The sequence below is a fragment of the Bradyrhizobium sp. 164 genome (assembly GCF_023073715.1).
Classification (GTDB): Bacteria; Pseudomonadota; Alphaproteobacteria; order Rhizobiales; family Xanthobacteraceae; genus Bradyrhizobium.
Window position 1 is genome coordinate 130,167 of the sequence record NZ_JADPKA010000018.1, and the last position, 13,895, is coordinate 144,061.

At 63.0% G+C, this 13,895-nt stretch carries 9 protein-coding genes and 3 pseudogenes; 6 read left to right on the top strand and 6 right to left on the bottom strand.

The window, feature by feature from the left end:
• Window positions 1–16 precede the first annotated feature (16 nt).
• Window positions 17–1,159: pseudogene (locus IVB01_RS06770) on the bottom strand (acyl-CoA dehydrogenase family protein); the annotation flags it as partial.
• A 129-nt stretch (window positions 1,160–1,288) separates the two neighbouring features.
• Window positions 1,289–2,425, bottom strand: coding sequence for an acyl-CoA dehydrogenase family protein (locus IVB01_RS06775; protein WP_247281934.1), 1,137 nt, complete (start codon window positions 2,423–2,425; stop codon window positions 1,289–1,291).
• A gap of 261 nt (window positions 2,426–2,686) precedes the next feature.
• Here IVB01_RS06775 and IVB01_RS06780 point away from each other — a divergent pair, with 261 nt between their 5' ends.
• Window positions 2,687–4,237 carry a long-chain fatty acid--CoA ligase gene (locus IVB01_RS06780; protein WP_247281935.1) on the top strand — a complete coding sequence of 517 codons (1,551 nt, stop codon included), beginning with the start codon at window positions 2,687–2,689 and terminating at the stop codon, window positions 4,235–4,237.
• Between the two features lie 77 nt (window positions 4,238–4,314).
• A complete protein-coding gene (locus IVB01_RS06785) occupies window positions 4,315–5,538 on the top strand; it encodes an ABC transporter substrate-binding protein (protein WP_247450631.1) in 1,224 nt (407 codons plus the stop codon).
• 80 nt (window positions 5,539–5,618) lie between these two features.
• Here IVB01_RS06785 and IVB01_RS06790 read toward each other — a convergent pair.
• Window positions 5,619–5,726, bottom strand: a pseudogene (locus IVB01_RS06790) (transcriptional regulator); the annotation flags it as partial.
• 15 nt (window positions 5,727–5,741) lie between these two features.
• On the opposite strand from IVB01_RS06790, the pseudogene IVB01_RS06795 reads away from it, so the two are divergent.
• The 3 genes and pseudogenes from IVB01_RS06795 to IVB01_RS06805 all read left to right on the top strand — a co-directional run.
• Window positions 5,742–5,975: pseudogene (locus tag IVB01_RS06795) on the top strand (sortase); the annotation flags it as partial.
• A 171-nt stretch (window positions 5,976–6,146) separates the two neighbouring features.
• Window positions 6,147–8,366, top strand: coding sequence for an acetate--CoA ligase family protein (locus IVB01_RS06800; protein ID WP_247494320.1), 2,220 nt, complete (start codon window positions 6,147–6,149; stop codon window positions 8,364–8,366).
• A 164-nt stretch (window positions 8,367–8,530) separates the two neighbouring features.
• Window positions 8,531–9,352, top strand: coding sequence for an MlaD family protein (locus IVB01_RS06805; RefSeq protein WP_247281938.1), 822 nt, complete (start codon window positions 8,531–8,533; stop codon window positions 9,350–9,352).
• 278 nt (window positions 9,353–9,630) lie between these two features.
• Here the strand turns inward: IVB01_RS06805 and IVB01_RS06810 are convergent, their stop codons facing one another.
• A complete protein-coding gene (locus tag IVB01_RS06810; RefSeq protein ID WP_247281939.1) occupies window positions 9,631–11,133 on the bottom strand; it encodes an NAD(P)/FAD-dependent oxidoreductase in 1,503 nt (500 codons plus the stop codon).
• A 125-nt stretch (window positions 11,134–11,258) separates the two neighbouring features.
• Window positions 11,259–12,017: a trypsin-like serine protease gene (locus IVB01_RS06815; RefSeq protein WP_247281940.1), complete on the bottom strand. Its 759-nt coding sequence runs from the start codon at window positions 12,015–12,017 to the stop codon at window positions 11,259–11,261.
• Window positions 12,018–12,139: 122 nt separating this feature from the next.
• Here IVB01_RS06815 and IVB01_RS06820 point away from each other — a divergent pair, with 122 nt between their 5' ends.
• A complete protein-coding gene (locus IVB01_RS06820; protein ID WP_247281941.1) occupies window positions 12,140–12,775 on the top strand; it encodes an HAD-IA family hydrolase in 636 nt (211 codons plus the stop codon).
• 6 nt (window positions 12,776–12,781) lie between these two features.
• On the opposite strand, the gene mtnA is transcribed toward IVB01_RS06820, so the two are convergent.
• Window positions 12,782–13,888, bottom strand: a complete 1,107-nt coding sequence (mtnA, locus tag IVB01_RS06825) for an S-methyl-5-thioribose-1-phosphate isomerase (protein WP_247281942.1) — start codon at window positions 13,886–13,888, stop codon at window positions 12,782–12,784.
• Window positions 13,889–13,895 lie beyond the last annotated feature (7 nt).

Below are 13,895 nucleotides of genomic sequence, written 5' to 3' on the forward strand. Positions count from 1 at the left end.
GACGCATTCCTTTACTGCCGGGCAACGTGCCCATCATCTTGCAGAGGACCATCAGCATGACCTCGTCGGCACCGCCGCCGATCGAGGTCAGACGGCTGTCGCGATAGGCGCGGCTGACCGGCGTCTCGTTGGTAAAGCCCATTCCGCCCCAATATTGCAAGCAGGCGTCGGTGAGCTCACGGCCGAGTCGCCCGGCCTTCAGCTTGGCCATCGTGGCGAGCCTGGTGACGTCCTCGCCGGCGACCAGCTGCTCGGCGGCCCGATAGATCAGCGCGCGCAGCAGCTCGACCTCGGTCTGCATCTCCGCGAGCTTGAAGTGCACGACCTGATTGTCGAGGATCGACTTTCCGAACGCCTTGCGGTTGCGGGTGTATTCGATGGTCTGATCGATGATGTATTCATGCGCCTTCAGGCAGGCCGCCGCGCCCCAGAGCCGCTCCTCCTGGAACTGGATCATCTGGTAGGTGAAGCCTTTACCCTCCTCACCGATCCGGTTGCGCTTGGGCACGCGGACATCGTCGAAGAAAATCTGCGCGGTGTCTGACGAGCGCATGCCCATTTTGTCGAGTTTTCGCGCGATTGTGACGCCCTTGCTCTTCATGGGGACGCAGATCAGCGACTTGTTGCGATGGACGGGCCCCTCGCCCGTATTGGCCAGCAGGCAGATCCAATCGGCTTGCGTGCCGTTGGTAATCCACATCTTGCCGCCATTGATGACGTAATCATCGCCATCCGAGCGTGCATTGGTCTTGATCGAGGCGACGTCCGATCCTGCGCCGGGCTCGGAGACGCCGATGCAGGCGACATAGTCTCCCGAGATCGACGGCGCCAGAAACTCGTGCCGCACCTCGTCCGAGCCGAACCGCGCCAGCGCCGGCGTCGCCATGTCGGTCTGCACGCCGATGGCCATCGGGACACCGCCGCAAGTGATGGCCCCGAGCTCCTCTGCCATCATCAGCGCGTAGGAGTAGTCGAGACCTGAGCCGCCGAACTCCACGGGCTTGTTCAATCCGAGAAAGCCGAGGCTGCCCATTTTCTTGAACAGCTCATGCGCCGGAAAGATGTCGGCCTTCTCCCATTCATCGACATGAGGGTTGATCTCATTGGCGATGAATTTCTGCAAGGACCGGCGGATGTCGTCATGGTCGGTGAATAGCATGTCTTTCCCTTCGTCATTCCGGGACATCGCGGAGCGATGAGCCCGGAATCCATTCCCCTCCGGTAGTCGCTGCCCGATGGAATCCCGGCTCGCTCCGTTGCGCTCTGCGCCCCGGAATGACAGCCTCAATCACAAACCCATCTGCCTCGATGCCAGATCCTTCATGATCTCCTCGGTGCCGCCGCCAATGGCATTGACCTTGACCTCGCGGTAGATGCGCTCGGCTTTGATGCCGCGCATGAAGCCGGCGCCGCCGAAAATCTGCACCGCTTCCGAAGCGCAGAAGGCCATGGTTTGCGTCGCCTGATTCTTCATCATGCAGATTTCGGCGACCGGGCTTTCGCCCTGCTCGAGTCGCCAGGCCAGCATCTCCAGCATCGCCTGGGAGGCGGCGACCTTCTGCGCCATGTCGACGATCTTGTGGCGAATCACCTGATGCTGGGCGAGCGGCTTGCCGAAGGTCTTGCGCTCCTTGGCATAGGCAATCGCCTCATCCAGGCAGACCCGGGCGAAGGCGGTGCAGCTCGCGGCCATGCCCATGCGCTCGCTGTTGAAGTTCTGCATGATGATCTTGAAGCCCTGACCTTCCTCGCCGATCAGATTTTCGGCGGGCACGCGGCATTCGTCGAAATGCAACGTCGCGGTGTCGGAAGCCCACCAGCCCATCTTCTTCAGCTTCGTGCGCGACAGGCCGGGCCTGTTGCCCTCGATCAGTAGCAGGCTGACGCCGCCGGCGCCCTCGCTACCGGTACGCACCGCAACGGTCAGATAATCCGCACGCATCCCTGAGGTGATGAAGGTCTTCTCCCCGCTCACAACGTAGTGATCGCCGTCGCGCAGCGCCCGGGTGCGCAGGTTCGCGACATCGGAGCCGCCGCCCGGCTCGGTGATGGCGAGCGCTGAAATCTTCTCGCCAGCGAGGATTTGCGGCAGCACACGCGCCCTGATCTCGGGGCGCGCCGCGCGGGCGATCGGCGGCGAGCCGATGGTGTGGCTCATCAGGCTGGCACTGACACCGCCGGCACCAGCCTGCGCGAGCTCCTGGCTCGCCACGATCTTCATGAACTGGTCGGCGGCGATCCCGCCATATTCCTCCGGGAATCCGAGCCCCAACAGCCCGATCTCGGCCGCCTTGCGATAGAGCGCGCGCGGGAATTCGCCGGCTTCGTCCCATTCATGGGCGAAGGGCGCGATCTCCTTCTCGACGAAGCGGCGCATGACATCGCGAAAGGCGTCATGCTCCGCAGTGTAGAACGGGCTCTTCATGGCACTCTCGCCTCGTACGGATTCGCCTCGGCCAGCATGGCCGGAACTTTGTTGGTTTCACTTGCGCCAAGTGGCTGGCCGGAGAGGGCCGGTCCTCTTCAAGCGCCAGCAACTTGACGCAAGACGATTTTCGCTCCTCGCAGGCCAACTCCGGATCAAAAATATGGTGCACACAACTCCGGCTGGCCCAGCAAGGCCACGCCGGGCCTGGTGCATGGCAATAAATAACATGGCGGCGCAAGAGCGCCGAGGGAGGGATATGTGGCCGTTCGTTACTACGACTGGATCGCTCATCATGGCCGGCGCACGCCCGGCAAGGTGGCAGTCATCGACCTCGCCAGTGAGCGCCGCTTCACCTATTCGCAGCTCGATGCCCGTGTCTCGCGCCTCGCCTCATTCCTGCGCCACACGCTCAACGTCTCGCGCGGTGACCGCGTCGCGGTGCTGGCGCTGAACACCACCGATACGCTGGAGGTGCAGTTCGCCTGCGGACGGCTCGGCGCCATCTTCGTGCCGCTGAATACCCGCCTCACCGTTCCCGAACTCCAGTTCATCACGGGCGACTGCGCGCCGAAGGTGATGATCCACGACGCCGACCTGGCCGAGACGGCGCTGAGCGTGGCGAAGCTCTGCGGTGTCGCAACCAGCCTGCTGCTCGGCCCCGGCGGGTCCTATGAGGCTGGCATCGACGCCGCCAAACCGCTCGACCGCGCCGAAGAAGTCACGCTCGATGACGTCTCGACCATCATGTACACGTCGGGCACGACCGGACATCCGAAGGGCGCGACCATCACCCATGGCATGACCTTCTGGAATTGCGTCAATCTCGGCGGCCCGGCCTGCATCGGACTGTCCTCGGTGCTGCTCACCGTGCTGCCGCTGTTCCACACCGGTGGTCTCAATTGCTACACCAATCCGGTGCTGCATGCCGGCGGCACGGTGATGATCATGCGCGCCTTCGATCCCGGCACTGCGCTCGGCCTCATCAACGATCCCGCGCAGGGCATCAACGTCTTCTTCGGCGTGCCCGCGATCTACCAGTTCATGGCGCAACACCCCGCCTTCGCGACCACCGATCTCAGCCGGCTGATCGTCGGCGGTGTCGGCGGCGCGCCGATGCCGGTGGCGCTGCTGAAAGTGTGGGAAGCGCGCGGCGTCGCGCTTCAGCAGGGCTATGGCATGACCGAGACATCGCCGGCCGTGCTGGTGCTCGATCGCGAGGATGCTGCGCGCAAGGCCGGCTCCGCTGGCAAGCCGGTGCTGCACACCGAGGTCCGCATCGTGCGACCCGACGGCAGCGATGCCGATGTCGGCGAGGTCGGCGAACTCTGGGTCAAGGGGCCCAACATCACGCCCGGTTACTGGAACAGGCCGGAAGCAAACAAGACGTCGTTTACGGACGGCTGGCTGCATACGGGCGATGCCACACGCGTCGACGAAGAAGGTTTCTACTACATCGTCGACCGCTGGAAGGACATGTACATTTCCGGCGGCGAGAACGTCTATCCGGCCGAGGTCGAGAACGTCCTGCATCAGCTCAACGCCATCGCGGAAGCCGCAGTGATCGGGATTCCCGATCCGCAATGGGGCGAAGTGGGCCTTGCCATCGTTGCGGTCAAGCCGGGCCAGAAGCTGACCGAGGCCGAAGTTTTCGCACATTGCGGGGCCAACCTCGCGCGCTTCAAATGCCCGCGCCAGATCCGCTTCGTCGAGGCGCTGCCGCGCAACGCCACCGGCAAGATCCACAAGCCGACCTTGCGCAAGGAGTTCTCGGTGGCTTCCGAAGTCGACGAGAAAGTCGCCACCGCCTGACCAAAGCGCCCCCTCGTGGGCGCTTTTTCTTTTCGAAGTGCCTGCTCCAACCCACAAGAAAGCCCCAAGGAATTGCCATGAAAAACAAGAAACTCGCCCTGCTCGCCGCGGCAGCGGCACTGTCATTGCTCTCGGTACAAGGTGCCTACGCGCAAAAGAAATACGACACCGGTGCCAGCGACACCGAGATCAAGATCGGCAATGTCGAAGCCTATTCCGGTCCGGCTTCCGCCTACGGCATCATCGGCAAAACCGAGGAAGCCTATTTCAAGATGATCAACGACCAGGGTGGCATCAACGGCCGCAAGATCAACTGGATCTCCTATGATGACGGCTACTCGCCGCCCAAGACCGTCGAACAGGTTCGCAAGCTGATCGAGAGCGATGAGGTGTTCCTGGTCTTCAACGCGCTGGGCACCCCGACCCAGACGGCCGTGCAGAAATATCACAACGTCAAGAAGGTGCCGCAGCTCTTCCTTGCAACAGGCGCCAGCAAATGGAACGACCCGAAGGGTTTTCCCTGGACCATGGGCTTTCAGCCGAGCTACCGGGTCGAGGCACGGATCTTCGCTAAGTACATCTTGCAGGCGAAGCCCGATGCCAAGGTCGCGATCTTCTATGCCAATGACGATTTCGGCAAAGACTACGTCGCCGGCATCAAGGAGATCTTCGGCGAAAAAGCCTCTTCGCTGATCGTGGCGGAGGAGAGCTACGAGACCACCGAGCCGTCGATCGATTCCCACATCGTCAAGCTGAAGGGCACCGGCGCCAATGTCCTCGTCAATATCTCGACGCCGAAATTCGCGGCGCAGGCGATCAAGAAGATCGCCGAGCTTGAATGGAAACCGATGCATGTGATGACCGACGTGTCGATCTCGATCGGCGCGGTGATGAAGCCCGCCGGCCTCGATGCTTCGGAAGGCGTGCTGTCTGCGACCTATTTGAAGGACGCGTCCGACCCGCAATGGAAGGACGACGAGGGCATAAAGAAGTTCATGGCCTTCATCGACAAGTACATGCCGGGCGCCAACGTCTCCGATACCAATCTCGTCTACGGCTACGCCGCCGCGCAGACCCTGGTCCAGACGCTGAAGCAGTGCGGGGACGAGCTGACCCGGGAGAACGTGATGAAGCAGGCTGCCAGCCTGAAGGGCTTTGCGCCGGACACGCTGATCCCCGGTATCAAGGTTAACACCGGCGCCAACGATTTCGCGCCGATCGAGCAGCTCAAGATGATCCGCTTCAAGGCTGGTCAGTGGGAACTGTTCGGGGATATCATCAGCGCGGAAACGGGCGGCTAATCCGCATCAGCTCGACATGCCCAAGCAAGATAGCGGCCGAAAGGGCCGCTATCTTTGGCGCGAATGCATTCAAAGCGTGGCTACCCCGGCAGGAAGAGCGCGAAGCGCTCCTCCACCGTGCGTCGCAGATGCTTTCGATACAAAGCTTGATTGGCGTCATCGGGCGCGATCCTTCCCAAAGACGGCTCGGGGGTTTTTGAGCGCGATTCTTGCGGAATGTTGCCGTTGACGACGTGATCGACATCACCCGCCGCGACGGCAGGCACTTTCGCTATCGCGCCGACTCATCTGCGGTGGTGCATTTCGATGCATCGGCCATCGATCCCGCGACAGAGCGGTTTGAACTGGTGTTGATCACATGTTGGCCGTTCGATGCCGTCATGGCCGGTCCGGAGCGCTACATCCTGCACGCCGTCTTGATTGATCCCGACTGCTAGCTTTTCAATCCGCTCGAAGATGCTGCTAAGGTGCCGGCCCGCGATGCGTGGAGCAACCGACGGATCGCCATTCCGTCATACGGCATACCTTTCTGATGGTTGCCACTGCGGCGAACTCGCCATAGAAAAGCGTGACGCGCCACCAAAAACAAGAACAGGTGAGGTCACGCCATGGAAGCTCAGGTGTCCGCTGCGTCGGTTTCTCTCCATCGATGGTCTCCCCCACCCGACGCCGGCGACGTGGTCAAGGGCATCCATGCCATGCTGCACCCGCGCAACATCGTGCTGGTGGGCGCGACCGACAAGCCCGGCAACTATGCCGAGCGCATCTGGAACAATCTGATCAAGTACGGCTACGAGGGCGGGCTCTATCCGGTCAACGCCAGGCGCGACACCATCTGGGATGTCCCTTGCTACAAGGACTTTGCCAGTCTTCCCGAGCAGCCCGATCACGTCCTGGTGCTGGTGCCGGCGCGCTCTGCGGTGCAGGTGATCCGCGATGCCGCCGCGGCCGGCGCGCGTTCGGCCACCATCGTCACCTCGGGCTTCAGCGAGTTGCAGGACGACGACAGTCAGAAGCTCGCCGCCGAATTGCAAGCAGCCGTGCGCGAGACGGGACTTGCGGTCACGGGACCGAACTGTCTCGGCAATTTGAGTGCCGGCGAAAAGCTCTTCACCAATATCGACGATCGTATCGTCACCATGGAGCAGGGGCCGGTGGCGATCGCCGGACAATCCGGCGCCATCGTCATGGCGATCCGCCAGGCGCTGGAGGACCGGGGTGTCGGCGTCGGCTACATGGTGACGACCGGCAATGAGGCCGGGCTCGAGACGCCGGACCTGATGCGCTATTTCGCCGAGGACCCGAGCATCAAGGTGATCGTCGTCTATCTCGAAGGCGTGCGCAATACCAAGGCGTTCCGCGACGCGTGCAAGGCGGCGCGCGCCGCGAGCAAGCCCGTGATCGCGCTCAAGCTCGGCGCGTCGGAGGGCGGCCGCGCTGCGGCGATGGCGCATACCGGTGCACTCGCCGGGTCGATCGAGACATTCGATGCCATTGCAACCCGCGAAGGCGTGATTCGGGTCGGTGGGCTCGACGAGCTGATCGAGACCACCGAGTGCTTCGTCCACGCCGTGGCACCCAGAGGCGACCGGCTCGCCGCGGTCACCTTGTCCGGCGGCAAGCGCGGCATGCTGATCGACGCTTTCTATGCCGTGGGCTTGAATTTCGCGCCGCTGAGCCCCCATGTCAGCTCGGAGCTGGCAAAGATGCTCGGCCCGGGCTCGATCGTCGGCAATCCACTCGATGCAGGGTTTGCCGCCGTGGTCGATCCCTCCGTCTACATGAGGTCGATCAAGCTGATGATCGACGATCCCGATATCGACGTCGTCATCATCGACGCTGAGCTGCCGAAGGCGCCGCACGAGCTGCGCGAGCGCAATCTTCGCATCGTCAATGAGATGGCGAGCAGGGCCGCAAAGCCCGTGATCTATATCAGCGCGATGTCGATCGGCTTCACCGAGTTCACCAAGGCGCTGCGCAAATCGCTGCCGCATCTGGCGGTGATGCAGGGCATGGACCGCGCGGTGACCGCGATCAAGTCGCTGCTCGATTACGCAAAGCTGCGCAAGGAAGTTCCGGACATCGTCTCACGCTCGAAGCCGGGCGCACGTGCCGTGCTCGAGAAGACGCTGAAGTCGGCGAGCGGCGCCGCGCTCGACGAGGTTGCCTCCAAGAAGCTCCTGAAAGCATACGGCATCCCGATCTCGAAGGAGGCAATTGCGCAGACGGCGGCGGAAGCTGTGAAGATCGCCAAGCAGATCGGTTTCCCGGTTGTCGCTAAAGTCGTTAGCGCCGAGATCCTGCACAAGTCCGACATCGGTGGCGTGGTGCTGAACCTCAACAGTGCCGCCGAGGTGAAGAAGGCGTTCGCCGACATCACGGCTCGGGTGAAGAAGCTGAAGGGCAAGCCCAAGCTCGACGGCATCCTGATCGCGCAGCAGGTCAGGGCCGAGCTCGAGCTCGTTGTCGGCGCCTCGCGCGATGCCGAGATGGGGCCGGTCGTGCTGTTCGGCACCGGCGGCATCGACATTGAGCTGATGAAGGACGTCGCACTCGCCGGCGCGCCGCTGGACGAGGCCGAGGCGCGGCTTCTGATCGGTCGCACCAAGGCCGGAGTCAAGATGCGCGGCTATCGTGGCAGGCCGACGCTGCACGAGACCTCCGCAGTGAAGGCGCTCGTCGGCCTGTCCAGCCTGATCGCAGACGCCGGCGACCGGATCGCCTCGATCGACATCAACCCGTTCCTGATCAACACCAAGACGGGCGTGGCCGTCGACGCCCTCATCGTCCTGAACAACGCTGCGGCAAAGCGCGCGGCCGGGCATTGAGATGAGGTAGAGCCGGGTTAGCGGAGCGTAATCCCCGAATTTGCGCTCCTGCATGGGAGAGACGTGGCGGGTTACGCTTCGCTAACCTGCCCTACGTAACATGCGGCCAAAGTCTATCCGGGCTGCTTCCAACTTCTCCGCTTTGGCCGTAAAATCCTCCCTGCATGGCACGCGCGAGCAATCTCGTGATCGGAACGGCGACGCTGGCGGCGATCGCCGTGGCGTTCGGCGTCCTGCTCGGCGTGCAGAAATGGCGCACCATCCAAAGCCGCAGCCAGTTGCGCGTGGTGTTCGAAGGCGGCTCCGCCAGCGGACTGCGTCGCGGCGGGCCGGTCAATTTCGACGGTGTGCCTGCGGGCCAGATCTTGTCGATCAAGCTGGACAGTCCCGGCAGGATCGTGGCGCTCGTGATGCTCGACAACACCGCACCGATCCGCAAGGACACCGTCGCAGGCATCGAGTTCCAGGGTCTCACGGGCGTCGCCGCGATCTCGCTGATCGGGGGTGCCCCCTCCGCGCCGCCGGTGCCGCTGGACTTGGACGGCGTTCCCATACTGACCGCCGATCTCAGCGATGCCGAGTCCATCGTCGATGCCCTGCACAGCGTCGACCGTACGATCGTGAGCAACGCCCCTGCGATCAAGGAGGGCCTGCGCACATTCGAGAACTACACCGCCGATCTCAGGAGCAAGGGCGGCGAAGTCGACTCCGTCATGGCGAAGGTCGACAGCGCCTTCGCGGACTTCGACAAGGCCGTCACGAAGATCGAGGGCGTGGTGCCCGGCTTCGTCGACGGCAAGGCCGACGAGCTGTTCGAGAAGATACAGGGATTGCACGAGCTCGCCGACACCATGAAGAAGAAATCGGCAAGCTACCTCGAGGACATCCGCCGTTCGCTGCTCGACGTCAGCGAGACCGCCAACAAGATGGCGGGAACGCCCATGGCGCCGCGGCCGCCGCGAAGGCCTGAGCAGCAGAAGCGGTGACCTCTTCGTTATCCTTGCTGAAGGAAGGTCACCGCGACTGCTGCGACCAAGACTAATCTTGGCCAGAATGCCCGGCGAGTTGCCGTGACACTCCGACGCGAGCAACTGGCTCGCTCGTTGGCCGCCAGGCCAAGGCCCTTCCACTTAGCCGCGGCACCGCCCGATGGAAGGCCGCTTACATTCACGGCCGATCGTGTGACGTGCGCCTGTGACGGCCGATGCTCGGCGCGCCCTATACGGCTTTACAATCGTGGCGTGCCGCTGCTCCCGCAATCCCCTCACCCATACACAAACGCCGCATCGTCCAGGTCCGTCTTCGGAATCTCGTCCTTCTCGGTCCAGTAGTCCTGACTGTGCTGCCATTCTGGCTTGTCGCCGCGCTTCGGCAACAGGTCCATATTGCGTATCATGTATCCGGGGTTGAAGTTTTCCGGGTCGATCCAGGGCAGGATCGGCATGTTGTGGTCTTCGGGGCGCAATCTCACCTCGACCTTCTTTGCGCCTTTGCCCTTCATATGGCTGAGCAGCCGACAGACGAAATCGGCGACAAGGTCGACGCGCAGCGTCCAGCTCGCGCGGAAATAGCCGAACACCCAGACCATGTTCGGCACACCCGTGAACATCATGCCGCGATAGGTGACGGTGTCGCCGAAGGCGAGCGGCTTGCCGTCGATCTCGAAGGCGATGTCGCCCAGGGCGGCCAGGTTGAAGCCGGTCGCGGTGACGATGACGTCGGCTTCGAGCAGCTTGCCGGATTTGAGCTGGATGCCGTTCTCGGCGAAGCACTCGATCTCGTCGGTAACGACCGAGGCCTTGCCGCTGGCAATCCCCTTGAACAGATCGGCATCCGGCACGAAGGCGATGCGCTGCCGCCACGGCCGGTACTTTGGCGTGAAATGGGTCTCGACGTCGTAGTCGGGGCCGAGGACCGCGCTGATTTGACCGATCAGCTCCTTCTTCACCTGCTCCGGCTTGGAGACGCAAAGCTTGGTGAATGCATCCTGCTCGAACAGAATCTTGCGCCGGACGATCTCATGAATCCATTCCTCGTCGACTTGAAGCCTGCGCAGCTCCTCCGCGATTTCGATGGCGTTGCGACCGAGCCGGAAATAGGTCGGCGAGCGCTGCAGCATCGTGACATGCGCGCACTTGTCCGCGATGTTCGGAACAAGTGTTGCCGCGGTCGCGCCGGAGCCGATCACGATCACCTTCTTGCCCGTGAGATCGACGTCGTCGGGCCATGTCTGCGGATGGACGATGCGGCCCTTGAACCGGTCCATCCCCTTCCATTCTGGCGTGTAACCCTCCGAATGCCGGTAATAGCCCTGGCACATCCAGAGGAAGTTTGCGGTGAAGGTCTTCGGCTCGCCGGTGTCGGTCGCTACCGCCTCGATGGTCCAGAGACTTTGCTCACTCGACCAGCTCGCGGAATTGATCTTGTGCTTGTAGCGAATGTGCTTCGCGAGATCGTTCTCTTCGATCACCTCGTTCATGTAGGCGAGGATCTCTTCGGCGGTCGCGATCGGCGGTCCGACCCAGGGCTTGAAGCGATAGCCGAAGGTGTGGAGATCGCTGTCCGAACGGATACCGGGATAACGATGTGTGATCCATGTGCCGCCGAAGCTCGCCTGCGTCTCCAGAATGACGAAGCTCGTGCCCGGAAGCTGCTTGGTGAGATGATAGGCGCTGCCGATGCCGGAGATGCCGGCGCCGACGATCAGCACGTCGAAATGTTCGGAAGCTTGCTTGGTAGCGGTGTGACCGCGAACAGCGACATTCATTGTTGCTTGTTGCCTTGCTCGTTTTTCGTGGCCGGCCTTGACTGGACGGCGCGTTTCCTCCGCGACAGGCAGTGTCGCCCATCGCGCTTCCGTTTCAACATGACATAGATCCGGTCGCGGTCAAATCACAGTGCCGCACCCCAGCTCCGTGCGGTCTGCAAGATCCAATCCCGGTAGAGCGTGAGCGGAGTGACCCCGGTCAACCCGCCGCAACCTGCGGCGCCGTTCGGCCCGGTCGACCAACTGACGACGCCAACGAGCACGGCACCGTTCGGCTTGTCCTCGAACACCGGTCCGCCGGAATCGCCGGTACAAGCGCCGATTCCGTCACGAACACCGTTGGTTAGGGGATCAACTAGCCGGATCTGCAGCGTGCCGGGCTGGCCGGTGGCGACCAGCGCAGCCACACGCGTAATGCCACCGCTCTTGCCATCACCGCGAACTGTGACGCCGACGCCGGCGATGGTAAAGCGGCTGCCGACGCGGATTGGAATATCCGGTGCACCGACCGGCACCGTCGATTTTCCCTTCAGTGGAATTTCCAGTTGCAGCAGTGCCACGTCGGCGGTCGCCCGATGCGCCTGCATCGCCTGCATGTTGAAATTCGGATGGATCGCGACAGAACGGACGTTCAGCAATTGCGGCTGGCCGTCGCCGCCGCGATCGACAATCTTGTAGTCCGCGCCGGGCTGCACGCAGTGAGCGACCGTCAGCACCAGCTTCGGTGCAATCAGGCTGCCGGTGCAAAAATTGCCGCGCGAGCCAACGATGGTGACGATGGCGCGCGCGACACCCTCCGCTTGCGGCGTGCCGCCGCCGACGATGGCGCGAGCAGGCGTGGCGAGCAGCAGAATGGCGGTGATGAATGTCGCAATTGTCTTCATGGGAACACGTCTGGCAGGCCCTTCGGTCAAGGGGCGGAGTTTGCTTCAGGCTGGCCCTTGCCGATAGCGCGTGCTAGCCGTCTTGTCAGCCATCCTGGCACTGAATTGACGAGGACGGGACCTTGACGATCGAGGCTGTGATCTTTGATTTTGGCGGCGTGTTGACGAGCTCACCGTTCGAGGCGTTCGCCCGGTTCGAGACCGAGCGTGGCCTGCCCATCGACATCATACGGCGCACCAACGCCGCCAACCATCTGGAAAATGCCTGGGCCAAGTTTGAACGCGCCGAGGTGGATATCGACACGTTCGATCTTTTGTTCGCCGAGGAATCACGAGCGCTTGGCGCAGAAGTGCGCGGGCGCGACGTGCTGCCGCTGCTCCAGGGCGATCTGCGTCCCGAGATGGTCGAGGCGCTGAAGCGCATCAAGGCGCAATTCAAGACCGGCTGCATCACCAACAACCTGCCGGCCAACGCCATCGGCAGCCTGACGGGACGCACGCTCTACATTGCCGAGGTGATGGCACTGTTCGATCACGTCATCGAGTCCGCCAAAATCGGCCTGCGCAAACCCGATCCACGCATCTACCGGCTGATGGTCGAGACGCTGAAGGTTGATCCCAACAATTGCGTTTATCTCGACGATCTCGGCGTCAATCTCAAGCCGGCTCGCGAGATGGGCATGACCACGATCAAGGTCACCAGCGGGGCCCAGGCCATCGCCGAGCTCGAGGTCGCGACGGGGTTGAAGCTCTGCTAGTCCAACCTATTCTGCAGCGGAGGCGATCCGCTCCGGAAACGCGGCCGCGAGCGAGGCGCGGTCGGGCTTCAGCACGCCGCGCTCGGTGATGAGGCCGGTCACGAGCCGCGCCGGTGTCACATCGAATGCATAATTCGCGACCGGGGAGCCCTCCGGCACGATGCGCACCGTCTCCAGTCTCCCATCCGCGGTGCGGCCGGTCATGTCGGTGACCTCAGAGCCACTGCGCTGCTCGATCGGGATGTCACGGATGCCGTCATGGACGGCGAAATCGATCGTCGGCGACGGCAGCGCCACGTAGAACGGCACACCGTTGTCGTGCGCGGCGAGCGCCTTCAGATAGGTGCCGATCTTGTTGCAGACGTCGCCATTGGCAGCGACGCGGTCGGTGCCGACGATGGCGAGGTCGACCATGCTGTGCTGCATCAGATGGCCACCGGTATTGTCCGGGATCACCGTGTGCGGCACGCCGTGATGGCCGAGCTCCCAAGCCGTGAGCGAGGCGCCCTGATTGCGCGGGCGGGTCTCGTCGACCCAGACATGGATCTTGATGCCGCGCTCATGCGCAAGATAGATCGGCGCCGTCGCGGTGCCCCAGTCGACCGTCGCAAGCCAGCCGGCGTTGCAATGAGTGAGAACGTTGACCGTATCGCCCGGCTTCTTCGCCGCGATCGCCTCGATCAGCTTCAGGCCGTTGCCGGCAATGCCGCGGTTGATTTCGACGTCCTGCTCGACGATCTCGTCGGCGCGCGCGTAGGCCGCCTCCGCCCGTTCAACCGGATCGATCGGTGCGAGCCTCGCGCGCATCTCGTCCAGCGCCCATTTCAGATTGATCGCGGTCGGCCGCGCCACGACGAGCGTGTCATAGGCACGCTTCAGGCCGGCGTCGGAGGCGTCCTCGCGCATCGCGAGCGCGATGCCGTAAGCGGCGGTGGCGCCGATCAGCGGCGCGCCGCGCACCAGCATGTCGCGGATGGCGACCGCCGCCTCCTCGCATGACGTCAGCTCCGCAACAACAAACTCGTGGGGCAACCTGCGCTGGTCGATCGCGCCGACCGACCAGCCGTCGCGCTGGCGCCAGATGCTGCGAAAATGCTTGCCGTCGACCTTCATGGCATTC

What these genes read in the sequence shown, in the direction of transcription:
- IVB01_RS06775 (WP_247281934.1), bottom strand. Translation starts at nt 2,425, where the DNA reads ATGAAGAGCCCGTTCTACACTGCGGAGCATGACGCCTTTCGCGATGTC.
- IVB01_RS06785 (WP_247450631.1), top strand. Translation starts at nt 4,315, where the DNA reads ATGAAAAACAAGAAACTCGCCCTGCTCGCCGCGGCAGCGGCACTGTCA.
- IVB01_RS06800 (WP_247494320.1), top strand. Translation starts at nt 6,147, where the DNA reads ATGGAAGCTCAGGTGTCCGCTGCGTCGGTTTCTCTCCATCGATGGTCT.
- IVB01_RS06805 (WP_247281938.1), top strand. Translation starts at nt 8,531, where the DNA reads ATGGCACGCGCGAGCAATCTCGTGATCGGAACGGCGACGCTGGCGGCG.
- IVB01_RS06810 (WP_247281939.1), bottom strand. Translation starts at nt 11,133, where the DNA reads ATGAATGTCGCTGTTCGCGGTCACACCGCTACCAAGCAAGCTTCCGAA.
- IVB01_RS06815 (WP_247281940.1), bottom strand. Translation starts at nt 12,017, where the DNA reads ATGAAGACAATTGCGACATTCATCACCGCCATTCTGCTGCTCGCCACG.
- mtnA (WP_247281942.1), bottom strand. Translation starts at nt 13,888, where the DNA reads ATGAAGGTCGACGGCAAGCATTTTCGCAGCATCTGGCGCCAGCGCGAC.